Source organism: Delftia sp. HK171 (assembly GCF_001886655.1).
GTDB classification, from domain to species: Bacteria; Pseudomonadota; Gammaproteobacteria; order Burkholderiales; family Burkholderiaceae_C; genus Comamonas; species Comamonas acidovorans.
This window is the reverse complement of the sequence record NZ_CP018101.1, coordinates 4040496-4064554: the sequence shown is the minus strand read 5'-3', so window position 1 is coordinate 4064554 and position 24059 is coordinate 4040496. Positions and strand designations below refer to the sequence as shown.

Annotated in this window: 20 protein-coding genes and 1 pseudogene; 10 read left to right on the top strand and 11 right to left on the bottom strand. The window is 67.3% G+C overall.

What is annotated here, in order from left to right; genetic code table 11:
• Positions 1-257: 257 nt before the first annotated feature.
• Positions 258-533 (bottom strand): H-NS histone family protein, encoded by a 276-nt coding sequence (locus BO996_RS18240; RefSeq protein ID WP_013802280.1) that lies wholly within the window; start codon positions 531-533, stop codon positions 258-260.
• A gap of 505 nt (positions 534-1038) precedes the next feature.
• On the opposite strand from BO996_RS18240, the gene BO996_RS18235 reads away from it, so the two are divergent.
• From BO996_RS18235 to BO996_RS18215, 5 genes are all read left to right on the top strand, one after another.
• Positions 1039-1326 carry a hypothetical protein gene (locus BO996_RS18235; RefSeq protein ID WP_043782035.1) on the top strand — a complete coding sequence of 96 codons (288 nt, stop codon included), beginning with the start codon at positions 1039-1041 and terminating at the stop codon, positions 1324-1326.
• A 628-nt stretch (positions 1327-1954) separates the two neighbouring features.
• Positions 1955-2542 carry a (2Fe-2S)-binding protein gene (locus tag BO996_RS18230; RefSeq protein WP_013802282.1) on the top strand — a complete coding sequence of 196 codons (588 nt, stop codon included), beginning with the start codon at positions 1955-1957 and terminating at the stop codon, positions 2540-2542.
• Positions 2539-4839, top strand: a complete 2301-nt coding sequence (locus BO996_RS18225; RefSeq protein ID WP_071956036.1) for a xanthine dehydrogenase family protein molybdopterin-binding subunit — start codon at positions 2539-2541, stop codon at positions 4837-4839. The genes BO996_RS18230 and BO996_RS18225 overlap by 4 nt, the downstream gene beginning before the upstream one ends.
• A gap of 17 nt (positions 4840-4856) precedes the next feature.
• Positions 4857-6188 (top strand): c-type cytochrome, encoded by a 1332-nt coding sequence (locus tag BO996_RS18220; protein ID WP_071956035.1) that lies wholly within the window; start codon positions 4857-4859, stop codon positions 6186-6188.
• An 82-nt stretch (positions 6189-6270) separates the two neighbouring features.
• Positions 6271-7386, top strand: coding sequence for an acyl-CoA dehydrogenase family protein (locus BO996_RS18215; protein WP_013802285.1), 1116 nt, complete (start codon positions 6271-6273; stop codon positions 7384-7386).
• Positions 7387-7390: 4 nt separating this feature from the next.
• Here the strand turns inward: BO996_RS18215 and BO996_RS18210 are convergent, their stop codons facing one another.
• On the bottom strand, positions 7391-8017 hold the full coding sequence (locus BO996_RS18210) for a TetR/AcrR family transcriptional regulator (protein ID WP_071956034.1): 627 nt from the start codon (positions 8015-8017) through the stop codon (positions 7391-7393).
• 142 nt (positions 8018-8159) lie between these two features.
• Here BO996_RS18210 and BO996_RS18205 point away from each other — a divergent pair, with 142 nt between their 5' ends.
• The 3 genes from BO996_RS18205 to BO996_RS18195 are packed head-to-tail and all read left to right on the top strand — an operon-like array spanning position 8160 to position 11134.
• Positions 8160-9215 (top strand): sugar phosphate isomerase/epimerase family protein, encoded by a 1056-nt coding sequence (locus tag BO996_RS18205; protein WP_013802287.1) that lies wholly within the window; start codon positions 8160-8162, stop codon positions 9213-9215.
• Between the two features lie 39 nt (positions 9216-9254).
• A complete protein-coding gene (locus BO996_RS18200; protein ID WP_071956033.1) occupies positions 9255-10151 on the top strand; it encodes an alpha/beta fold hydrolase in 897 nt (298 codons plus the stop codon).
• A gap of 2 nt (positions 10152-10153) precedes the next feature.
• Positions 10154-11134 (top strand): alpha/beta hydrolase, encoded by a 981-nt coding sequence (locus tag BO996_RS18195; RefSeq protein ID WP_071956032.1) that lies wholly within the window; start codon positions 10154-10156, stop codon positions 11132-11134.
• A gap of 17 nt (positions 11135-11151) precedes the next feature.
• Here the strand turns inward: BO996_RS18195 and BO996_RS18190 are convergent, their stop codons facing one another.
• From BO996_RS18190 to BO996_RS18175, 4 genes are all read right to left on the bottom strand, one after another.
• Positions 11152-11361: a DUF4287 domain-containing protein gene (locus BO996_RS18190; protein WP_071956031.1), complete on the bottom strand. Its 210-nt coding sequence runs from the start codon at positions 11359-11361 to the stop codon at positions 11152-11154.
• A gap of 69 nt (positions 11362-11430) precedes the next feature.
• Positions 11431-12342, bottom strand: a complete 912-nt coding sequence (locus tag BO996_RS18185; RefSeq protein WP_071956030.1) for a bestrophin family protein — start codon at positions 12340-12342, stop codon at positions 11431-11433.
• A gap of 129 nt (positions 12343-12471) precedes the next feature.
• Positions 12472-13374 carry a nitroreductase gene (locus BO996_RS18180; RefSeq protein WP_071956029.1) on the bottom strand — a complete coding sequence of 301 codons (903 nt, stop codon included), beginning with the start codon at positions 13372-13374 and terminating at the stop codon, positions 12472-12474.
• 131 nt (positions 13375-13505) lie between these two features.
• Positions 13506-14408, bottom strand: coding sequence for a LysR family transcriptional regulator (locus BO996_RS18175; protein ID WP_071956028.1), 903 nt, complete (start codon positions 14406-14408; stop codon positions 13506-13508).
• Positions 14409-14483: 75 nt separating this feature from the next.
• On the opposite strand from BO996_RS18175, the gene BO996_RS18170 reads away from it, so the two are divergent.
• Entirely contained in the window at positions 14484-15422 is a 939-nt protein-coding gene (locus BO996_RS18170; RefSeq protein ID WP_071956027.1) for a DMT family transporter, read from the top strand.
• Between the two features lie 24 nt (positions 15423-15446).
• On the opposite strand, the gene BO996_RS18165 is transcribed toward BO996_RS18170, so the two are convergent.
• The 5 genes and pseudogenes from BO996_RS18165 to BO996_RS18145 all read right to left on the bottom strand — a co-directional run bounded on the left by BO996_RS18165 (position 15447) and on the right by BO996_RS18145 (position 22762).
• Complete coding sequence (locus BO996_RS18165; RefSeq protein WP_012205739.1) at positions 15447-17042, bottom strand: bifunctional aspartate transaminase/aspartate 4-decarboxylase; 1596 nt, start codon at positions 17040-17042, stop codon at positions 15447-15449.
• A 54-nt stretch (positions 17043-17096) separates the two neighbouring features.
• The gene (aspT, locus tag BO996_RS18160) at positions 17097-18788 is read right to left on the bottom strand and encodes an aspartate-alanine antiporter (RefSeq protein ID WP_034398603.1); all 1692 of its coding nucleotides are present in this window, start codon (positions 18786-18788) and stop codon (positions 17097-17099) included.
• A 374-nt stretch (positions 18789-19162) separates the two neighbouring features.
• Entirely contained in the window at positions 19163-20890 is a 1728-nt protein-coding gene (gene araD, locus BO996_RS18155) for an L-arabinonate dehydratase (RefSeq protein WP_071956026.1), read from the bottom strand.
• Positions 20891-20904: 14 nt separating this feature from the next.
• Positions 20905-21743 (bottom strand): annotated as a pseudogene (locus tag BO996_RS18150) (HpcH/HpaI aldolase family protein).
• Positions 21744-21763: 20 nt separating this feature from the next.
• Positions 21764-22762, bottom strand: coding sequence for a Bug family tripartite tricarboxylate transporter substrate binding protein (locus tag BO996_RS18145; protein WP_071956025.1), 999 nt, complete (start codon positions 22760-22762; stop codon positions 21764-21766).
• 169 nt (positions 22763-22931) lie between these two features.
• Here BO996_RS18145 and BO996_RS18140 point away from each other — a divergent pair, with 169 nt between their 5' ends.
• Positions 22932-23966 (top strand): LacI family DNA-binding transcriptional regulator, encoded by a 1035-nt coding sequence (locus tag BO996_RS18140; RefSeq protein ID WP_071956024.1) that lies wholly within the window; start codon positions 22932-22934, stop codon positions 23964-23966.
• Positions 23967-24059 lie beyond the last annotated feature (93 nt).

The following is a 24059-nucleotide window of genomic DNA, read 5'->3' as shown; positions in this document are numbered from 1 at the left end:
GTGGCCGAGCATCTGGAGCCGGCATCTGCAGTCAGTCACTCGCTGGAGGCTTCAGATCCGGCTGGAAGATTGGACCACGGCATCCATGCATGGTGCATGTTTAAGGACATGTCCATAGAGCATTCTTGTTTCACCTGCGCGGCGTCTGGCCTTGGAAGCCCAAGCCCGGGAATTCAGGTGTGGCAGCAAGTGCCGCCAGAATGAAAAAAGCCTGCAGAGAACTGCAGGCTGTTTTCATGGAGGCGTTTATTCAGGCTTCAGATGGCGAACTGGGCGCGATCCTTGTCCTTGATCCAGGCGGGGGGCTTGCCACGGCCGGTCCAGGTGTCACCGGTTTCGGGATTGCGGAACTTGGGGGCCACGGTGGAGGGGGCGCGGCGTGCCGTGAAGATGTCGTCGGCAGTCAGGCCGTAATCCTGAACCAGACCGCGAATCTTGGCGATCACATCACTGACTTCTTGCTTGCGTGCTGTCTGGATCTGGGCCTCGAGTGCCTCGCGCTGTGCCAGAAGTTCTTTGTATGTGGTGTTCACGGTAGTTTGCCTTTCATGGATTGAAGCGCGAATATTAACGGTTTTTTAAGAACAAGTTTGCATGCTTTCGATCATTTTCTCCTATGACTGCCATTGGCCGTCCTGACCGTGTTCAAAATGACCGGTCAACGCCAGGTAAAGGCCATGTAAAGAGCCGGTAGTTATGGGGTGCTGTATGTTCCGGAGCCCTTCAAAATCCTGTATGCCCTCGCTTTCAGGTTTGAAGCGCGGTGGTTCACAGGAGTGAGTGACCGGCTGCGAAGGAGTTTGGGCTTATTGAAGGGGATGTGAAAGGCGATGCCGTGATCAAACTGCACCGCACATTGGAAATTCTTGAAACCCAGTCTGTACGCTGTTTGCCAACGGTTTTTTGCGTGGGGTTGTGGGGAGGGTGGCGAGCGGACTGCAAGCGAAAGATGAGGGTGCTGGTGGTCCCGTGACATCCTTCGCGAAAGACGCGCGTTTTTGCCTACAAAACTGTTTATTCATACAGTATGATGCGGCCATGAGCATCGATCAGATCGCCTTCGCACTCCCCGCAGTCCTTGCCGTCTGGCTGTCGCAGTCCCGTTCCGTTGCCCTGCGGCGGTGGGCCTGCCTTCTCGGCCTGGGATGCATGCCTTACTGGATATATGTGGCCCTGTTGGCCGGGCAGTGGGGCATGTTGGCCTTGGCAGGCGCCTTTGCGCTGGGCTGGCTCAAGGGGCTTTGGGTGCACTGGCTGGCACCTCGTCGGCGTGAGGCCGTGGGCTCGGGCCTGGGCACCATCCAGATCACGCCGGGCACCCGTTGACGGCTGGGCCGCTGGTCCGCGCCTTGTGTTCATCGATGCTGCAGGCGGGCGCGTGTTTTACGGGTGCTGTGCATGGCGTGCTCGGGAATTTCAAGCGTTCTCACTGGAATTTGATGCAGATAAAAGCCGAGTGTTTTGCTTGGTTGGTGTGATGGCCGGGCCGATGCGCCGGCTGCCAGGGTGGCCTGCTGTCTTTATGCCCAGCCGTGCATGGCTGCAAGACTGGGCCGGGGCCGTGATGCAAGGATTTCTGCCCTTTGTGCATTGTGGTGGTGCACATCTTTCGGGGCTTGGTGCAGGTTTCCGGATCGGCTGGTAGCGCTGTGTTTTTGTGGATATTTCCGATCTATATGGTGAGTTATGTGAGCAAAAAGCCACGGAGTTTGCGGGTCTGTGCAGGTCCTTGGATGGACGCTGGCTGGCAGTGATGGGCAAGTCCGAGGCATAGAATCGTTTGCATACAACAGGCAGTCATCTATCAGAGTTGCCTCTAAAAACCACGTGAAAACAGCCCACCCCGTTGGCGGTGGGCTTTCTTTTTCGGGCTTGGCCACGGCGAGCCCGTCGCCTGATTTTTCAGTGCGCACCTATGGTTTGCACCTGTTGTCAACCACAAGGTTTGCACACGATGAAATTCACTCTCAACCAACAAGAGGTCGAGATCCAGGGCGTGAGCCCTGAGACGCCGCTGCTTTATGTGCTGCGCAACGACATGCAGCTCAACGGTCCCAAGTTCGGCTGCGGCCTGGGCGAATGCGGCGCATGCGCCGTGCTGATCGACGGCAAGGTGGCCCGCTCCTGCTCCGTTCCCGTGAGCGTGGTCCAGGGCATGAAGGTCACGACGCTGGAAGGCCTGTCCCAGGACGCGACCCAGGCCGAGCACGCCCGCGTGGCGCGTGACTGGGAAGCAGCCCATCCGGCCGCCGTGCCGGGCATGCCTGCCGGCAAGCCGGCAGCCGATGCACAGGGCAAGGCCGTCTACCGACTGCACCCTGTGCAGCAGGCTTTCATCGACGAGCAGGCTGCCCAGTGCGGCTACTGCACCAACGGCATGGTCATGGCCCTGGTGGCCTTGTTCGACCACAAGCCCACGGCCACCGACGAGGAAGTCACCCAGGCCCTGTCCGGCCACCTGTGCCGCTGCGGCACGCATGTGGAAATCATGCGTGCGGCTGCTCGCGCCCGCGTGCTGATCGCCCAGGGAGGTGCAGCATGAGTGCATCCAACCCCCTTCAACTGACGCGCCGCAACCTGCTCAAGCTGGGCGGCATGGTCATGGTCAGCTCGGTGGCGGCCGCTGGCCTGGTGGCTGAAAGCACGGGTACGGCGCCCGCCGTGGCCGGCGCCTTCCCCATTCCCCCCATCGACCGGGTGAGCAGCTTCATCGCCATTGGCGCGGACGGCAGCGTCACGGCCTACCACGGCCACGTAGACCTGGGCACGGGCATCCGTACCTCGCTGGCGCAGCTGGTGGCCGATGAGCTCGATGTGGAGTTCGAACGCATCACCATGGTTCTGGGCCACACAGGCCGCACGCCCAACCAGGGGCCGACCATTGCCAGCAACACCATCCAGGTGGATGCCATCCCCATGCGCAAGGCCGCCGCGCAGGTGCGCCAGCTGCTGCTGGGCCTGGCTGCCGAGAAGCTGCAGCAGCCCGTGTCCGCACTCACCACGTCCAAGGGCGCGGTGGTGGCCAAGGGCGGGCGACGCATCGGCTACGGCGAACTGGCCCAGGGCCAGGACCTGAACATTGCGCTGGATAAGGAAGTGCCGCTGCGCACCGGCGGTTTCAACTACATCGGCAAGTCCGTGCAGCGCGTGGACATTCCGGCCAAGGTGCTGGGCGCGCTGGCCTATGTGCACGATGTGCGCGTGCCCGGCATGCTGCACGGCCGCGTGGTGCGCCCGCCCTATGGCGGTGCCGATGCGTCGGCTCCGCTGGGCAGCAGCCTGATCTCTGTGAACGAGCAGTCGGTCGCTCATCTGCCGGGCATCGTCAAGGTGGTGGTGCAGGGCGATTTCGTGGGCATCGTGGCCGAGCGCGAAGAGCAGGCCATTGCCGCCATGCGGCAGCTGGAGGTGAAGTGGAAGGACTGGGCCGGCGTGCCCGACCTGTCGCTGAACGCCATGCACGACACCCTGGTCAAGCACGAGAAGACCGACCGCATGCTGCGCGAGGACGCGGGCATTGACGAGGCCTTCTCGGGCGCCAAGAAGGTGATCGAGGCCGACTACGTCTGGCCCTACCACCTGCATGCCTCCATCGGCCCGTCCTGCGCCGTGGCCGAGGTGTCCGCCAGCCAGATCCAGGTCTGGACCGGATCGCAGAACCCGCACGACGTGCGCAAGGACATCGCCACGCTGACCGGCATGGCGGCCGACCAGATCAATGTGACGCGCCTGGAAGCCTCGGGCTGCTATGGCCGCAATTGCGCGGACGATGTGGCATCCGACGCCGTGCTGCTGTCGCAGGCCGTGGGCCGCCCGGTGCGCGTGCAACTGATGCGCGAGCAGGAAGCCGCCTGGGAGCCCAAGGGCACGGGCCAATTGATCCGCGTGCGCGGCGGCCTGGACGAGAACCATGCCGTGCTGGGCTACGAGCTCAAGACCTGCTACCCGTCCAACGACGCGGCAGCCCTGGCCCTGATCCTGACGGGCAAGGTGCCCAACAAGCCCAAGGTGCTGCAGATGGGCGACCGTACGGCCATCCCGCAGTACGAGTACCCCAAGATGCGCGTGGTCTCGCAGGATGCGGCGCCCATCGTGCGCGCGTCGTGGATGCGCGGCGTCTCGGCCCTGCCCAACGTCTTTGCCCATGAGTGCTGGATCGACGAATGCGCCTACCTGGCCGGTGAAGACCCGCTGGCCTACCGCCTGCGCTACCTGAAGGACCCGCGCGCCGTGGCGCTGACGCACGCTGCGCACAAGCAGGCCGGCTGGCAGGATGGCCCGGCCCACCGCAACCCCGCGCCGGCCGACCAGCGCCTGGTCAAGGGCCGCGGCTTTGCCTATGCCCGCTACTACCACAGCAAGTTCCCTGGCTACGGCGCGGCCTGGGCCACCTGGATCTGCGACGTGACCGTGGACCGCGAGACGGGCGTGATCAAGGTGGACAAGGTCTTCGTGGCCCATGACTGCGGCGAGATGGTCAACCCGGCCGGCGTGCGCCACCAGGTGCACGGCAACATCATCCAGTCCACCAGCCGCGTGCTCAAGGAGTACGTGACCTTCGACAGCAAGGGCGTGACCTCGCTGGACTGGGGCGGCTACCCCATCCTGCGCTTTGACGAGCTGCCCGAGATCGACGTGCAACTGGTCGAGCGCCCGGGCGAAGACCCCATGGGCGCGGGCGAATCCGCCTCCGTGCCCAGCGCCGCCGCTGTCTCCAACGCCGTGTTCGACGCCACCGGCGTGCGCCTGCGCGAAGTGCCGTTCACCCCGGCACGCGTGCTGTCCGCACTCAAGGCACAGGCTGCCGATGCAGCCCCGGCCGACAAGGCACAGAACTGAGAGCGGAGGACCGGAACATGCACACACTCAAGAAAATCACCCTCGGCGTGGTCGGCCTGGCCGTCGTGGCCGGCGCCGCCTTCTGGCTGGCCACGGGCCGCAGCGAAATCGCGCCCCTGCAGCAGATCCCGGTGCAGGAATTCAGCCAGCAGCAGATCGACCAGGGGCGCCGCCTGGCCCACATGGGCGACTGCGCTGTTTGCCACACGGCACCGGGCGGCCAGCGCAACGCAGGCGGCCTGGCCATGCCCAGCCCCTTCGGCACCATCTACTCGACCAACATCACGCCTGATGCCGAAACCGGCATCGGCCGCTGGTCGTACGAGGCCTTCGAGCGCGCCATGCGCCATGGTGTGGACCGCGAGGGCAACTACCTGTACCCCGCCTTCCCGTACACCGCGTTCACCCGCGTGACCGATGAGGACATGAAGGCGCTGTACGCCTTCCTGATGACCGAGCCGGCTGTCTCCAACGAGGCGCCCAAGACCGCGCTGAACTTCCCGTTCAACGTGCGCCGCGGCCTGGCCCTGTGGAATGCGCTGTACCTGGAGCCGGGCGAGCAGCCCGCGCCCGCCAACCAGTCGGGCGAGTGGATTCGCGGCGCCTACCTGGTCGAAGGCCTGGGCCACTGCGCTGCCTGCCACTCGCCGCGCAACCAGTTCGGCGCCGAGAAAAAGGGTGCCGACCACCTGGCCGGCGCCTTCATCGACGGCTGGGATGCGCCCGCGCTCAACGACAAGGCCGTTGCTCCGCTGCCCTGGACGCGCGAGGACCTGGTCCGCTACATGCAGACCGGCTTCTCGGAGCGCCACGGCGTGGCCGCCGGCCCCATGGCGCCCGTGATCGAAGGCCTGTCCCACCAGTCGGCCGAGGACATCAACGCCATGGCCACCTACCTGATGTCGTACCGCAAGCCCGTGGCAGACGCCGCTGGCGCAGGGGACGCCCAGGCCCTGGTGAAGGAAAAGACCGAGGTTGCCAAGCTGCCGGTCGACGCCCAGGGCTACCGTCTGTACCAGGGCGCCTGCATGGCCTGCCACCGTGCCGATCCCAGCGGCGTGCTGGCCGGCAGCAGCTTCGGCGTGCGCCCCCAGCTGTCGCTGAACACCAACCTGTACAGCGACTCGCCGACCAACGCCATCCACGTGGTGCTCAACGGCATCACGCAACCGGCGCGCCCGCAGCTGGGCACCATGCCCGCCTTCCGCCACAACCTCAGCGACGATCAGATCGCCACGCTGCTCAACACCATGCGCAGCCAGTACGGCCTGCAGCCCTGGGCCGGCCTGAGCGACAAGGTCAAGGCCCTGCGCGAGGAAACACGCCCCGGCAAGGTGGCGGCGCACTGAGCCTGCGCTGCGTCATCTGCGCAGCCTGTGCGCTGCGCTAGGATGGCAAGGGACCGCTGTGCCCACAGCGGTCCCTTTTTTTATGGTGACCCGCAAGATGACAAGCCACATACCCGATTTCCCCCTGCTGACCGGCGCCGACCGCCAATGGCTGGATGCACGTGCCCAGGCGCTGGATGCCGGCAACGGCGAGGCCACGGCCGCCGTCGTGCCCTATCTGGCCGAAGCCGGGCTGCTGGGCCACGGCTTGGCGGATGCCTTGGGCGGGCAGGGCGGCAGCGCCGGCGATGCCATCGAGGCGATTGCCCAGGTGGCCACGCACTCCATGTCCGCCGCCTTTGCCTTCTGGGGCCAGCGCGTGCTGATCGAGATGCTGGCGAACACCGGCAATGCGGCCCTGCGCGAGCGCTGGCTGCCCGCGCTGCTGGCGGGCGAGGCGGCCGGTGCCTCGGGGCTGTCCAACATCATGAAATTCCTCAGCGGGCTGGAGGCACTCAACATCCGCGCCACGGCCCGGGAAGGCGGCGGCTGGCTGCTCAACGGCAGCGTGCCCTGGTGCACCAACCTGCGCGGGCCGCGCTTTCTGGCCGCCATTGCCGTGGCGCGTGACGACGGCGCGCCGCCCATGATCGTGGCCCTGCCGTCCGATCGTCCCGGCCTGGAGCGCTCGCCGGATCTGGAGTTGATTGCCCTGCGCGGCACCAACACCGCCGCGCTGCAGCTCAAGAACGTGGCCATCATCGAAGACGATTTGCTGGCCGAGCGCGCCGGCGGATTCCTGCCGCGTGTGCGGCCGGCCTTCCTGGGCATGCAATGCGGCCTTTCCATCGGCCTGGCACGCGCGGCCTGTGCGCAGGCCGCCTCGCGCATGGGGCAGGGCGGGCATGTGCTGCAGCAGCCGCTGGACGATACCCGCAGCCATCTGGAACAGGCGGTGGCGGCACTCAAGGCCGGTGTCGAGGCCGGCGATTTCGTGGAGGCGCCCGAGCGGCTTTTCGCGCTGCGCCTGGCCCTGCACGACTGCGTGCAGCAGGCCATGCAGCTGGAGCTGCAGACGGCCGGTGGCCGGGCCTACAGCCTGGATGCGGACGATGGCTTTGCCCGCCGCTGGCGTGAATCGGCCTTCATCCCCATCGTCACGCCCAGCGTGATCCAGTTGCGCGCCGAGCTGCAAAAACTGCAAAAGCTCGGCGCCTGACGGCTCAGCCCGCCTTGGCTGCGGGCTGCAGCGCCGGCTCCAGCGCCGTGTCCAGCAGCAGCAAGGCGGTTTGCACTGCAGCCAGCAGCCGCTGGCGCGGCACGCCATCGCGGGCCTGCACGGAGATGCCATGCAGTTGCGTGGCATAGAAATCCCCCAGCGCCTGCACATCGGTGCCGGCGCGCAACTCGCCTTCATCCAGCGCGCGCTGAAGGCGGTCAATCAGGGACTGCGTGCGCTGGCGGCGGTGTTCGGCCAGCCAGGCGGCGACTGCCTCGTTTTCCTCGGCGCAATTGGTGGCGGCGGTGACCACCATGCAGCCCAGCGGATGGGCATCGTCCGTGTAGGTGGCCACGGCATCGCGCAGCACGCGGGCCAGGGCGTCGCGCATACGCGGCTCCTGGGCCATGGCGCGGTCGGCAAAGCCGCCATCACCGGCCTCGTAGCGCTGCACGGCCTCGCGGAACAGGTCCTGCTTGCTGCCGAAGGCCGCATAGATGCGCGCTGACGCAATGCCCAGCGCCTGCACCAGGTCGGCCATGGACGTGCCCTCGTAGCCGCGCCGCCAGAACGCCAGCATGGCGCGCTCCAGCGCCTGGTCTCGGTCAAATTCCCTGGGTCTTCCGGCCATCTTCCTCATCCTTCTCAACAGTCAGGGCGGCATCTTAGCGGCGCCGTGATGCTGTCTTGCATCGGCTTCGCAAAAGCAGCCGCATTGGCGTGATACTATTCTTTGTCGATCAACAAACAATAGCTCAACGCAAGGAAATCACATGCAGACCATCAAGGGCCCCAGCCTTCATCTGGCGCAGTTCGCCGACAACAAGGCACCGTTCAATTCCCTGGAAGACATCGCACGCTGGGCGGCCGGCGTAGGCTTCAAAGGCCTGCAGATTCCCGCCTGGGACCAGCGCCTGTTCGACGTGGCCACGGCCGCCAGCAGCCAGACCTATTGCGACGATGTCAACGGCATGCTGGCCTCGCACGGCCTGGTGGCCAGCGAGCTGACCACGCACATCTTTGGCCAGCTCGTGGCCGTGCACCCGGCCTACGATGCCATGTGCGACAGCTTTGCGCCCGAGGCGCTGCGCGGCAATCCGGCCGCACGCACGGCCTGGGCGCTGGAGCAGCTCAAGCTGTCGGCCAGTGCATCGCGCCGCATGGGGCTGAGCGACATGGGCACGTTCTCGGGCTCGTTCGTCTGGCCCTATCTGTTCCCGTTCCCGCAGCGCCCGGCCGGCCTGATCGAAACCGCCTTCGAGGAGCTGGCGCGCCGCTGGCGCCCCATCCTCGACGCGTGCGACGAGCAGGGCGTGAACCTGTGCTACGAAATCCACCCCAGCGAAGACCTGCACGACGGCACCAGCTTCGAGCGCTTCCATGAACTGGTGGGCCAGCACGCGCGCTGCAAGATCCTGTTCGATCCCAGCCACTTCGTGCTGCAGCAGCTCAACTACCTCGACTACATCGACATCTACCGCGAGCACATCCGCATGTTCCATGTGAAGGATGCGGAGTTCCTGCCCAGCGGGCGCCAGGGCATCTACGGCGGCTATTCCTCGTGGCTGGAGCGGGCAGGGCGTTTCCGTTCGCTGGGCGACGGGCAGGTGGACTTCAAGGCCATCTTCTCCAAGTTCGCCCAGTACGACTACCAGGGCTGGGCCTCGCTGGAATGGGAGTGCTGCCTCAAGGACCAGGAAGACGGTGCGCGCGAGGGCGTGGACTTCATCAACCGCCACATCATCCGCGTGACCGACAAGATCTTTGACGACTTCGCCGGCGCCCCCGTGGACCAGCGCCAGATCAACGCCATGCTCGGTATCGCCTGAGCACGCCCGCAGCCAAAGAACCTCAAAAAGAAGCAAACAATGAACGCTTTCACATCGAACGCCCTGCGCAAGCAGGAAGACCAGGCCTGCGAGTTCTCGCACGACTACGTGCGCATCGACGGCCGCCGCATCCACTGCATCACGGCCGGGCAGGGCGCGCCCGTGCTGCTGATCCCGGGCTGGCCCCAGACCTGGTATGCCTGGCGCCACGTCATGCAGGCGCTGGTTGCGCAGGGCTTCCAGGCCATTGCCGTCGATCCGCCGGGCACGGGCTTTTCGGACCGGCCCGACACCGGCTACGACACGGGCTCCATTGCGCTGACCCTGCACCGCACCATGCTGGCGCTGGGCCATGAGCGCTACCAGGTCGCCGGCCACGATGTGGGCATGTGGGTGGCCTATGCGCTGGCCAGCGACCAGCCGCAGGCCGTGCAGTCCCTGGCGCTGACCGAGGCCGTGATCCCCGGCCTGGCGCCCGAGCCCAGCATCTTTGCGCCGCCCGAGCAGAACATTTTCCTGTGGCACTTCATGTTCAACCAGCTGGCCGACCTGCCCGAGACCCTGATCGCGGGGCGCGAGCGTGCCTACCTGGAATTCATGTTCAACCGCTGGTCGCTGCGGCGCGACCGCGTGGCCGTGGACGTCTATGTGGATGCCTATGCGGCGCCCGGTGGCCTGCGCGGCGGCTTTGCCTACTACCGTGCCATTCCCGAAACCATTCGCCAGAACCGCGAGCGTGCGCTGCGCCCGCTGGCCATGCCCGTGCTGGCCATTGGCGCCGAGCATGCCACGGCCGATGCGCCGCTGGCCACGCTGCGCGGCCATGCCGATGACCTGTCGGGCGTGATCGTGCCGGGCTGCGGCCACTTCATCATGGAGGAAGCCGCCGAGCCCTTCATCGCCGAACTGCTGCCCTTCCTGCAAAGGACGCTGTGACCATGGGCCTGGACGCTGACATTGCGCGCTATCTCGCCGAGCTGGCGCAGGCAACCCAGGCCGTGGCCCCGCCCACGCCGCCCACGCTGGCGGAGCTGCGCGAGGCCACCGACGCCGGGCTGCGCGCCCTGCATGGCCCGGCCGAGGCCATGGCCCGCACCGAAGACTTCACGCTGCCCGCGCGCGACGGTGCGCCGCTGCGCGTGCGCATCTACCGGCCGCTGGCCTCGGTCACACCCACGTCCCAGCCCGCCCTGGTCTTCGCCCACGGCGGCGGCTGGTGCCTGGGTTCGCTGGAGGTCTACGACAACCCCTGCCGCGCACTGGCCATGGCAACGGGCGCCGTCGTGGTCTCGGTGGACTACCGGCTGGCGCCCGAGCACCGCTTTCCCGTGCCGCTGCATGACTTCTGCGATGCCATTGCCTGGACCTTTGAGCAGGCCGATGCGCTGGGCCTGGACAACAGGCGCATCGGCGTGGCCGGAGACAGCGCGGGCGGCAACCTCGCGGCCGCCGCCTGCCTGCTGGCGCGGCAGCAAGAAGGCTGGGGAGCGGCGGGCGCACCGGCCATCGCCCACCAGCTGCTGCTGTACCCGGCACTGGACGCGGCCATGGATTCGGCGTCGTTCCAGCAGTTCGGCGAGGGCCACTACCTCACACGTGCGGCCATGGAGTACTGCTATGGCGCGTACCTGGGCGATGCGGCATCGGGGCGGCACGAACTTGTCTCTCCGCTGCGCGCGGACCACGTGGCAGGCCTGCCGCCTGCCACGGTGATCAGCTGCGAATACGACCCACTGCGCGACGAGGCCGAAGCCTATGCGCAGCGGCTGGCGCAGGCCGGTGTGGCGGTGCAGGCCGTGCGCCTGCCCGGCATGGTGCACGCCTGCATGCATATGCTGGGGCTGGCGCCGGCATCACGCCGCCTGTTTGACGAAGCGGGTGCCGCCGTGCGCCAGGCTTTCGGCACGGCCATCGGCTGAGGGTTGCCGGGTGCAGGTCAGGCCTGTGCCAGGAACACGGCCACCAGCGCATTCGCATGGCCGTGCCCCATCTGGTGCTGGGCCTTGAGCCAGCCCACCAGTTCCATGTGCTTGCGGGTGTCCTGCCGTTGCAGCAGGTCCATCCAGTGCGCAATCGGCTGGCCGTAGGTCTTCTCGATGGAAGGGAAATACGAGGCCGGTCCCTTGACCTTGCTTGTCTCCGTCATGGCGCTTGTCCTTTTCTGTGATGCGGGTGGCAGATTGTGCCGCTGCGCTGTCCGGGCCGGCAGGCAGGGTCAGGTCAGGAACAGCACATCCTTGTGCTGCGGCGCAGGCGGCAGCACCTCGCCGGTCAGCTCGCGCAGCGTGGCCTCGATCATCTGCGACATGGCGTCCAGCGCCAGGTCGTTGGGTGCCGTGCCGAAGGGCTCCTCCAGCTCGGCGCCCAGGGCCTCCAGCGCAAAGAAGGTGTAGGCGATGAAGGCCACGATCACCGGCGTCATGAAGCCGATGGAATCCACCAGGCCGAAGGGCAGCAGCAGGCAGTACAGGTAGATGGTGCGGTGGATGATCACCGCGTAGGTGAAGGGGATGGGCGTGCCCGCAATGCGTTCGCAGCCGCCCAGCGCCTCGCCCAGCTTGCACAGGGGCGCCTCCATGGCGGGCACCAGCACGGGCTGCAGGCTGCCATCGTGGCGGCGCGCCTGCAGCCATTCGCCGGCCATGAGCAGCAGCACGGCAGGCTTGAAGCGCGCCGTGGCCAGGCGCTCGCAGTCGGCGGCGGGCAGCAGGCGGCGCATGTCGGCCGCGGCATCGGTGCCGCGCAACTGGTGGCGCAGCGCATGCACGAAGGCCGCCAGCACCATGGCCAGGGCCGGGGCGTGCTGCGGCGCGTCCGTCAAGGTCCGGGCCTGGCGCACCAGGGTGCGTGTCTCGTTGAGCAGGGTGCCCCACAGCGTGCGCGCCTCCCAATAGCGCGCATAGCTGGTGCTGTTGCGAAAGCCCAGGAAGATGGCCAGCGTCAGCCCGATCAGCGAAAACGGCACGAAGTTCAGTGGCACCTTCCACGCAAACAGCTGGCCGTGCAGGGCCGTGACCAGCATGGCGAACAGGGTGGCGGCCATCAGCTGGGGCAGGATGTCGGGCAGCACCGAGCCGCGCAGCACGAAGAGCATGCGCAGCCAGTGGGGGCGGGGCCGGATGATCATGAAAGCTTGTTCCGTGATGGAAAAGAGGGCGCAAGAGGATGCAAGAGGGCGCAGCAGCCCCGCAACTCTAACCGCCCCGCGCAGTCAGTGCGCCACCTTTGCGCCACCCTGCACGCGCCGGCTGCGGCTTCAAAGATCGCTGCCATGGCTGTCGTGGTTGCCGTCTGGCTGGAGAAGGGCCTGTGCCGTGACCGCTGCTGCCTGCTCTGCCTGCCATGCCGTGCGCATGGAAGAGGGCGCCACCGTTGCGCGCGGGGATGGCTGGCTGGTGATGGTGCCCAGGCTGATGAAGCCGGCCAGGTGCTCGCCCTCGCGCAAACCCAGCGCTGAATGCAGAGCCGGGTCAAAACAGCGCTCGCCACTGAGCACGATGGCACCAAAGCCCAAATGGTGGGCGGCGTTGAGGAAGTTGCCCAAGGCCGCGCCCGCCGCCAGCCATTGCTCACGCACCGGCACGCGCGAGCGCGGCCGGGGCGAGATGATGAAGGCGATCAGCGCCGGAGCGCGCGTTGCATGCTCGCGCGCACGGCGGATATCGTCGGCCGGGGCCAGCGGGTCGCGGCGCAGTTTTTCCTGCTCGAACAGGCAGGCCAAGGCCTCGCGCTGGTGGGCGGGAAACTCCAGAACCCGCCAGGGGTGCAAGGCACCGTGGTCCGGAGCGCATAGCGCCGCCTCGATCATCAGGTCCATGTCGCCGCTGTCCGGGCCCGGCATGGCCAGCCGCCTGGGCGAGACGGAGCGCCGCGCCAGCAGGGGCGCCAGGCCTGCCCGCTTGCGCGTGTCGGCAAAGCAGTGCTTGAGTGCATCCACCGCCTGGGCGAACTGCCGTGCCCAGGCCAGCACCTGTTCGCCTTCCTGCGTAAACCCCTGGAAGGGCCGGCCCGCACGCACCAGCGCGTGGCCGAACTCCGCCTCGGCCGAGCGTATGGCCTGGGCCAGCGCGTTGTCGGAGATGCCGCAGGCCTGCGCTGCGCGCGCCCAGTCACGCTCGCGGTCCAGGGCCAGCAGATGGGGGATGTATTTTTGCGTCAAGTCGGTTCTCCAGCGCGGGCCTGCAGGTGCGCCCAATCAGGTTGCGGTAAATGGCCGGTGGATGATTTCATTATGTTTTCAAGAATACAGCGAAATGCGTGCGCAGAATGCTTGCCGAACCTCGCCAGGCGTCAGGCCTTGGTCAGTTCCTGAGGTGCCTGGCCCAGCGTCGCAATCAACTGCCCATACATGGCATCCACGGCCGCCGAGCCCTGCGAGGCCTTGCTGCGCAGGGCCGACACTTGCATGGACACCAGCGGCGGCAGCTCGAAGCCGGCCGGCAGGTTCTGCAGCACCTGCAGGTGCGGCGGCACGCTGCAGCGCGTGAACACGGCCACGGCCAGGCCGCTTTCCACGGCGGCCAGCTGGCCGGCAAGGCTGGAGCTGTGATAGACCACGCGGTGCGCGCGCCGCTGGGCCGCCAAGCTGGACAGCGCCGCCGTGCGCGCCAGGCTGGCGGCCTCGTAGACGGCAATCGGCAGGGGGTTCTTCCTCCACACCTCGTGCTGCGGCGCGCCCACCCAGACCAGGGGCTCGTGGAACAGCAGGCGCCCGCGCTGGGGCCTGTCGCGTGAGACCAGGGCCAGGTCCAGCGTGCCGCGCACCACCTGCGGGATGAGTGCGGTGGACTGCTCGCAGGTCAGCTCGATCTCCACGCCCTGGTAGCGGCCTGCAAAGCTGCGCAGCACGGGCGTCAGATAGGTGGATGCGTAGTCGTCCGGCACGCCCAGCCGCACGCGCCCGGATAGGTCGGGGCCGAACAGGGCCGCCTGCGCCTGGGTCTGCAGCTCCAGCATGCGCCGCGCATAGCCCAGCAGCTCCGCGCCGGCGGGCGTCAGTTGCAGATGGCGCGGGCCGCGCAGCAGCACGGGCTGGCCCAGGGCGGTCTCCAGCTTCTTGATCTGCATGCTCACGGCGGCCTGTGATCGGTGCAGCAGCGGCGCGGCAGCCGAGAGCGAGCCCGCATCCACCACGACCACCAGGGCACGCAGCCAGTCGATCTGCAGGTCGGGGTGGTTCACGGCACGCTCCATTGATTCGAATATCGAATACTAAACCTGCAAACTATTTGCTTTACGAGAATTTACTGCCACGAGACGATCGCGGCCATGCAAGACAGACCCCATTCCTTACAGGCTGCATCCGTAGCCTCCGCCGCGCCCGCACAAGCCGCTTCCACAGCGCAGGAGACACGCGGCCAGTGGCTGATGATCGCGGGCGGCGTGCTGCTGGGCACGGTTGGCATATTTGTGGAAGAGGCCCGCCAGCACCCGTTGGTCACCGTGCTGTTTCGCTGCGCCTTCGGCGCGCTGGCGCTGCTGGCCTGGGGCCTGGCCACGGGCCGCGTGCGGGAGCTGCGCGTGCGCGGCAGGAGCTGGCCGGTGGTGGCGGCCACCGGCGTCCTCATGGTGCTGAACTGGGCGCTGTTCTTTGCGGCCATACCGCGCACCTCCATTGGCGTGGCCACCATCGTGTTCCACATCCAGCCGGTGTGGATCATGCTGTTCGGCACCCTGGTGCTGCGCGAGGCCGTGGCACCACGGCAGGTGGTGGCCGTGCTGGTGGCGTTGCTGGGACTGGTGTTGACCACGGGGCTGCTGGGTGGCGATGCGGCGGCCTGGGGACCGGACCATGTGTCCGGGCTGCTGATGTGCCTGGCCGGCTCGCTGTGCTATGCGGCCGTGACCATCCTGGCCAAGGCCGAGAAGGTGGTCACGCCGTTTGCGCTGGCCTGGTGGCAATGCGCGGTCGGCACCGTGCTGCTGCTGTGGGTGCCGCTGGTTCATGGCTGGCCGCAGGCGCCGTCATCCTGGGCTTGGCTGGCAGGGCTGGGCGTGCTGCACACGGGCCTGGCCTACGCCATTCTCTTTGCGGGCATGGCCCGCCTCACGCTGGGCCGCATCGCCGTGCTGCAGTACGTCTATCCGTTGACGGCCATCGTGCTGGACTGGGTGGTCTACGGGCGCGCGCTGGATGCCGTGCAACTGGCCGGTGTGGGCCTGATGGCCGGGGCGCTGCTGGTGGTCAAGGCCCGACAGCTGCGATGAGCCGTGCGGGCCCTGGCATAGGGCTTACTCCTTGCCCAGCGCCTTGTACTGCTCGTACAGCTCGTCGGCCAGTCGGCGCAGGGCGCGGCCTATGGCGGCGTACTCGTACTCGTTGAGGTTGGCCAGCGAGGCACGACCGGAAGGGCGGTCGGACCCGAAGCCCCGGCCCGGCAGCAGCACGATGCCGGTCTCATCCGCCACGCGGAACAGCATGTCGCCCGTGGACGACTGCTGCACCGCCCATTGCGAGAAGGCCTCGCCATAGAGCCGGCAGGTGACGTTCTGCAGGTCGATCAGCGTGTAGTAGTTGACCGAGTTGGGATTTTCCAGCGGGGGCATGCCCAGCTCGCGGTACAGCGTGGCCTCGCGGCGGCGGATCAGTTGCTTGAGCGCCTGCTTGTAGGCGTCCGCTTCATCCATGAGCGCAAACAGCGAGAACAGCACCATCTGCACCTGCTGCGGCGTGGACAGGCCGGCCGTGTGGTTCAGCGCCACCACGCGGCTGTCGGCCACCAGGCGGTCGATGAACTTGAGCGAGCGCACATCGGGCAGCAGCGAGCGGTAGCGGTGGTCCAGCGCCTTCTTGGCGGACTCGGGCAACTGCGCCAGCGCATGGTCGAACACGTTGTCCTTGTGCGCCGCGATCACCCCCAGGCGCCAGCCCGTGGCCCCGAAATACTTGGAGAACGAATACACCAGCAGCGTGTTCTGGGGGCAGACCGAGAACAGGGACTGGAATTCATCGGCAAAGGTGCCGTAGACATCGTCGGTGAGGATCAGTAGGTCGGGCCGCTGCTCGGCCACGATGGCGCGCACGCGGTCCAGGCTGCGCTGGTCCATCTTCACGGACGGCGGGTTGCTGGGGTTCACGCAGAAGAAGATCTTGACGTCCGGGTCCTTGAGCTTGTCCAGCTCGGCGTCGGAGTACTGCCAGCCGTTGTCGGGGTCGGCGTGGATGGGCACTTCCTTGAGGTCGTACTGGGCCAGTTCGGGGATCTCGATATACGGCGTGAACACCGGCATGCCGATGGCCACCTTGTCGCCGGCCTTGAGCAGGCCGCTGATGCGCAGGCTCTCGAAGATATAGGCCATGGCCGCCGTGCCCCCCTCGACGGCGAACAGGTCCACCGACTCGGGTGGCACGGCGCCGCCTGCCATCTCGCGCACGATGTACTGGCGCACGACCTGCTCGCTCACGGTGAGCATGCGCGGCGGAACGGGGTAGTTGCAGCCCAGGATGCCGTCCACCATCTCGTGCAGGAAGGCGGCGGGGTCCAGCCCCAGCTGGTCGCGCACATAGCTCAGCGACTTGCCCAGGAACTTCACGCCCTCCTGGTCGCGGTGCTCGGCGATGAAGCGCTCGAAGCGGCCCTCGATGCCGTCGAGCTTGGCCAGCCCGCCCACGCCCACCGTCATGTAGGAGTACGACAGCTCCGACTCCGCCGCCGCGAACAGCCCCAGCCGGAAGAACGCCCGGCGCGGCGTGGTCGCCAGGAAGTTGGGATTGCCGCGCCCCGCATTGAGCATGAGGCGGTTGGCCTTGCCCGAGGCCACCTTGATCAGCTCGTCCTTGAGTTCGAACGGGCTCAAATTCGCCAGACTCCGATAATCCTTGCTCATTGCGCAGCTCCTTGTGATGGTCCTTGGTGGTCCTTGGGAATAGATCAGGGGTGTTCAGGCAAAGGCGATGACCAGCGGCCCCAGCAATGTGAGGAACACATTGGCCAGCGCATAGGTGATCGCAAACGGTGCCGTGGGAATCGAGTTGCCGGCCTTGTCCAGAATCTCGCCAAACGCCGGGTTGGCGCTGCGCGCCCCGGACAGCGAACCCGCGAACACGGCCACGTTGTCATAGCGCAGCACGTACTTGCCGAACAGCATGGCGATCAGCAGCGGCACGATGGTCACCACCACGCCCAGCAGGAACAGCGTCAGGCCCTGCTGCATCACCGTGGTCACGGCCTGCTGGCCCGACTGCAGGCCCACCATGGCCACGAAGCCGGCCAGGCCCAGGTCGCGCAGCAGCGTGGAAGCGGCCGTGGGCATGTTGCCGAAGGTGTGCTTGCGGCTGCGCCACCAGCCGAACAGCAGGCCCGCCAGCAGGGCGCCGCCGCCGCTGCCCAGCGTGATGGGAATGGAGCCCAGGCGCAGTACCAGCAGCCCGATCAGCAGGCCCACCGTGATGCCCAGGCCGTGGAAGACAAAGTCCGTCTTGTCGCTGGGCACGATGATGGGGCCCACCGACTGCGCAGCCTTCTGCACATCCTGCGGCGTGCCGAACAGCGTCACCACATCGCCCGGCATGACCATGGTGGCCGGCGCAATCGGCACCGGCGTGCCCGCGCGCATCAGCGCCACTGCGTACACACCGTGCTTGAACTCCTGCGACAGGCTGTCCAGGATGTCCTTCACGCTGCGGTTCAGATACTGGTTGTTGGAGATGGCCACGTCGCGCCGCACCATCACCACGTCCATGCCCTCGGCGCCCTGCAGCTCCTCGCCCACCGAGGCGCCCAGCGCCACCACGGCCGCGCGCCGGCCCACCAGCAGGATGATGTCGCCGGCCTCCAGCGCCAGGCTGCCGTCCACGCCCACCATCGCGTTCCTGCGCTGTATGCGCTCCACCGTCACCGTGCCGCCGTTGGCGGTGGCGCTGGCCTCTAGCTCCGCCACGGTGCGGCCCGCCTGGCCCACGCGGAAAATGCGCCCCACCAGATCCGGCACGGCCGGTGACTCGCCGGTTCCGTACACGCGCACGCCCTTGAGCAGCTCCTGCTCGGCCTGGATCGCGTCCTCGCGGATCTTGCGGCCCGTCAGCCACTGCAGAACGTTCACGCACATGATGATGGCGCCGAAGGAGCCGAAGATATAGGTCACCGCATAGCCGATGGCCACATTGGCCTGCATGCGCTGCACCTCGTCGGGCGCCAGCCCCAGCTTTTCAATGGCCGAGCCCGCCGTGCCGATGATGGCCGACTGCGTCAGCCCGCCAGCGGCCAGCCCCGCCGCCAGCCCCTTGTCCAGATGGAACACCCGGGCGATCACCACCACCGTGACCAGCCCCGACACGGCCACCACCAGGGCCATCAGGATCTCCTTGACCGACTGCCGCCCCAGCGAGCGGAAGAACTGCGGCCCGCTCTCGAAACCCACGGCATAGATGAACAGCGCGAACAGCACCGCCTTGATGCCCGAATCGATGGTCACCCCCACCTGGCTGATCAGCACCGCCGCCAGCAGCGACCCCGCCACGCCCCCCAGCTGGAACGACCCGAACCTGAACTTGCCCACCCAGTAACCGAGCGCCAAGGCCGCGAACAGCGCGATTTCCGGAGCCTGATGAAAGATGCTTCTGAGAAAGTCCACAGCCACCTCTGCTTCTGGGTTGAGGTCCACGGCGGTGCAAGGCAGCGGGGAAACGGGAACGGCTGCCCGCGAAGGGCAGGGGGCTTGCGTGCGCGTGGACCTGGGGAAAACGGTGTGTCGCTATTAGAAAATGCCTATCGATATTTGATGAATGCGGTGGTTTCCGTATTCATCAATATTCAATTGGATATGGCGTTTTCATTGGCGTGCTTGAATCAGTATCTTGTCGAAAACAGAGCCACTATTCATGACAAAAAGCAGTGGCGATGTAGGACTTGGCCGTCAGCCTGGAGGCGGCTTATGTCGTAGGACCTGGATAGGCAGGGCTGCACGGGCCGCCCTGCGCCTGGGCAGACCCTGTGCCATTCACGCTCTCAAAAAATATCCGGCTCCGGCACAGCGCTCCCAAAACCCGTCTCCAGAAAATCAAAATCGCATCCCTCATTGGCCTGCAGGATATGGCGGCCGAACAGCCAGCCATAGCCGCGCTCATAGCGCGCGGGCGGGGGCGTCCAGGCGGCGCGGCGGGTGGCGAGTTCTGAGTCGCTGACTTCCAGGTGGATGCGGCGGGCGGGCACGTCCACCGTGATGCGGTCGCCCGTGCGCACCAGGGCCAGCGGCCCGCCCACGGCGGACTCGGGAGAGCAGTGCAGCAGGCAGCCGCCGTAGCTGGTGCCGCTCATTCGGGCGTCGGACAGGCGCAGCATGTCTTTCACGCCTTGCTTGAGCAGCTTGGTGGGAATGGGCAGCATGCCCCATTCGGGCATGCCTGCGCCCTTGGGGCCGGCGTTGCGCAGCACCAGGATGTCTTCGCCGTTCACATCGAGATGGGGGTCGTCCACGGCCTGCTTGAGGCTGGGGTAGTCGTCGAATACCAGGGCGCGGCCCGTGTGGCGCAGCAGGTGCGGGGCGCAGGCGCTGGGCTTGATGACCACGCCGTCCGGCGCCAGGTTGCCGCGCAGCACGGCCAGCGCCCCTTCTGCGTAGATGGGGCTGGACAGGGGGCGGATCACGTCGTCCTGGTGGACCTGGCTGCCCGCAATGTTCTCGCCCAGGGTCTTGCCGTTGACCGTCATGGCCCCGGTGTCCAGATGCGGGCGGATACGTTCCAGCAGGGCGCGCAGGCCGCCTGCATAGAAGAAATCCTCCATCAGATAGCGGTCGCCGCTGGGCCGGATGTTGGCGATCACGGGCACGCGGCGGCTGAAGGCGTCGAAGTCATCGAGGCTGACCGGATGGCCCGCGCGCCGCGACATGGCGATCAGGTGAATGATGGCGTTGGTGGAGCAGCCCATGGCCATGGCGCAGGCAATGCCGTTCTCGAAATGCGCGCGCGTGAGCATGCGGGCGGGCGTGAGGTCTTCCCACACCATCTGCACGATGCGGCGGCCGCACTCGGCGCTCATGCGGATGTGGTTGGCGTCGGCGGCCGGGATGGACGAAGCGCCCGGCAGCGCCAGGCCCACGGCCTCGGCAATGCCCATCATGGTGGCCGCCGTGCCCATGGTCATGCAGGTGCCGTGGCTGCGGGCAATGCCGGCTTCCATCTCGCGCCATGCCTGCTCGTCCAGGCGGCCGGCGCGGCGTTCGTCCCAGAACTTGAAGGCGTCCGAGCCCGAGCCCAGCACCTGCCCCTTCCAGTTGCCGCGCAGCATGGGGCCGGCCGGCAGGTAGATGAAGGGAAGGCCCATGGAAATCGCCCCCATGGTCAGCCCCGGCGTGGTCTTGTCGCAGCCGCCCATGAGCACGGCGCCGTCCACCGGGTGGCTGCGCAGCAGCTCCTCGGTCTCCATGGCCAGGAAGTTGCGATAGACCATGGTCGTGGGCTTGACCATGCTTTCCGACAGCGAGATGGCCGGCAGCTCCAGCGGAAAGCCGCCCGCCTGCAGCACGCCGCGCTTGACGTCTTCCACGCGCTGCCGAAAGTGGGCATGGCACTGGTTGGCATCGCTCCAGGTGTTGACGATGGCGATCACGGGCTTGCCCATCCAGTCCTCGTAGCCATAGCCCATCTGCAGCACGCGCGAGCGGTGGCCGAAGGAGCGGAAATCATCGGGAGCAAACCAGCGTGCGCTGCGCAGGGATTCGGGGGAACGTGTCATGGTTGTGGGGCTCCTCAGTAGCTGCCGGCGGTGGATGCGGGCCCTGGCGGGTTCGCGGCCAGCGGCCTTTTCCTGAAGCGCGCCGCCGCCGCATCCAGCCCGTCGCGCAGCAAGAGCGTGTCCAGCGCCACGGCCACGAACTGCGCGCCCAGCTCCAGACATTCGCGCGCCCGTGCCTCGTCCACCATCAGGATCCCCGGCGCCTTGCCGCAGGCGCGGATGCGGGCGATGGCCTGGTCGATGGCCCGGTTCACCACAGGGTGGCGCGCCTGGCCCGGATAGCCCAGGCTGGCCGACAGGTCGGCGGGGCCGATGAAGATGCCGTCCACGCCATCGACGGCCGCAATCGCCTCTATCTGCTCCAGCGCTTCGGCCGTCTCCACCTGCACCAGCAGGCACAGCTCATCGGCCGCACGTGCCACATAGTCGGCCGTGCGCCCGAAGTTGGCCGCGCGAGTGGAACCGCCCATTCCGCGCATGCCCTGGGGGCATAGCGCATGGCGCGCACGGCATCCCGCGCTTGCTGCGCGTTCTGCACAAAGGGCAGCAGCAGGGACTGGGCGCCCAGGTCCAGGTAGCGCTTGATCAGCACCGCATCGTTGCAGGCGGGCCGCACCACGGCATGCACGGGCAGGGCGCCCGGTGCGGGCAGGGCGGCGGCCACGGCCTGCAGCTGGCCCAGCATCAGCGGCACGTCGGTGGGCGTGTGCTCGGTATCGAGCAGCACCCAGTCGTAGCCCGCGCCGCCGATCATCTCGCAGACAAAGGGGGAGGGAATGGTGGACCACAGGCCGATCTGCGGGCGGCCTTCGCGCAGCGCGCGCTTGAACGTATTGGCGGGCAGCATGCTCATGGGGGCTCTCCTGAAGCTGTTCACTGGACCTGGATGTTTCCCTTGCGCACCACCTCGCTCCAGCGCGCCACCTCGGCGGCGATGAAGCTGGCGGCCTGGGCGGGCGTGCCCGGCGTGGGCTCGTTGCTCATGGCGGCCAGCCGGGCCACCACCTCGGGCTCGGCCAGGAGGGACTGGCAGGCCTGGTTGAGCCGCTCCACCACATCGGCTGGCATGCCCGACGGCCCCGCCAGGCTGGTCCATGAATAGTTGACGACCTGCGGCTGGCCGGCCTCGGCCATGGTGGGCACATCGGGCAGGGCCGCCAGGCGCCGGTCGCCTGCCACGGCCAGCGCACGCAGCTTGCCCGCCTGCGCAAAGCCCACGGCCGAGGTGGCGGGCACGAACAGCAGGTCTGCCTGGCCGCCCATCACATCGGTCATGGCGGGCACATCGCCCTTGTAGGGAACGTTGTTGAAGCTCACTCCGGCCGCCTGGCGCAGCAGCTCCGTCGTCACATGGCTGGACGAGCCAATGCCCGTCAGCGCCACATTCACCGTGCCGGGGCTGGCCTGGGCCAGGGCCACCACGTCGGCCACCGAAGCGACCTTCAGCCTGGGCGAGGCCAGCAGCAGCATGGGCACGCGCCCCAGCATGGCAATGTGCGTGAAATCCCGCCGCGCGTCGTACTTCACGTTGGGATTGACCAGCTGGTTGATGGCATGCGTGCCCGGCCCGCCAATCACCAGCGTGTAGCCATCGGCCCGCGCCCGCGCCACGGCCTCGGAGGCCAGCGAGCCATTCACGCCGGGCCGGTTCTCCACCACCACGGGCTGGCCCAGGCGCTGCGACAGGCGCTCTCCCACCAGCCGGCCCACCACATCGGTCTGGCCACCAGGAGGGAAGGGAATCACCAGCGTGATCGGCCGGATGGGCCAGGCAGCCTGGGCCTGGGCCTGGGCCAGCATCGAGGCCGGAGCCAGGGCCGCGGCCAGCAGGCGCGCCATGGCGCTGCGGCGGTTGGAGAGCGAAGGGCGCATGGTGGTCTCCTCTTGAATGATTGCGCAATCATTTCAAGCAAAGGCAGCGCTCTCCATTCGGACGTACGAGGGGAAACAATCAGACCGTGCTGATGGACATCATCGTTAACATGACCACGCAATCATCCTCAAGCCGCCTCTCCATCGCCATTCCAGGCAAAGGCCTCGCATGACCCTCCGCACCCTGCGCAACGCCAATGCGCCCACGCTCAAGGACCTGGCCCGCATTGCCGGCGTGTCGCCCATCACTGCCTCGCGCGCGCTGCACCGGCCTGAACTGGTGGCCGAGGCCACGCGGCTGCGCGTGGCGCAGGCCGTGGAGCAATCGGGCTACGTGCCCAACTCCCTGGCGGGCGGGCTGACCTCGCGCCAGACGCGGCTGGTGGCGGCCATCGTGCCTTCGGTGGGGCACTCGCTGTTTTCCGACATGCTCGATGCGCTCATCCACACCCTGGCCGCGCAGCGCTATGAAACCACGCTGGGCATCTCCAGCTATGACCCGGAGCATGAGGAAACCTGGCTGGCCGCCATGCTCAGCCGCCGCCCGGACGGCATCGTGCTCACCGGCACCGAGCACACGGCCCGCACGCGGCGCCTGCTGGTCAATGCCGACGTGCCCGTGGTCGAACTCTGGGACTACCAGCCCCATCCGCTGGACATGGTGGTCGGCTTCTCGCAGGAAGACGCGGGCCGCGCTGCCTTCCGCCACCTGGCCGCCTGCGGCTACCGGCGCCCGGCCATCCTGCGCGCCGACGACAGCCGCGCCGCCCGCCGCGCCCTGGGCTTCACCCGCGCCGCCGCAGAAGCCGGTGCCCAGGTTCCTGCGCAAATCGTCTTCTCGGAAGCCATCCCCCAATCCGGCCGTGGCCGCGATGCCCTGAGCGCCCTGCGCGCCCAGGCACCAGAGGCCGATGCCGTCTTCTGCAGCTCCGATGCGCTGGCGCAAGGCGTGCTCTCCCACGCCCACGCGCTGGGCCTGCGCATGCCAGAGGAATTCGGCGTGCTGGGCTTTGGCGACCAGGCCCTGGCGCTGGACGCCTGGCCCGCCCTGTCCACCGTGCGCGTGGACGGCGCCGCCATCGGCCGCCTGGGCGCAGAGGCGCTGATTGCGCGCATGGCCGGTGGCGTGGCGGCGGCCGCGCAGGATGTGGGGTTCGAGGTGGTGGGGAGGGGGAGTACACGTGGGCACCAAGATGCGCGCTGAACGCCAGCGTGAGGCGATGGCCGGGCAGCGACAGGAAGCACGGTGAAAACGACGATGACTGTTGCGGTGACGATGTACCAATATTTTGGATAT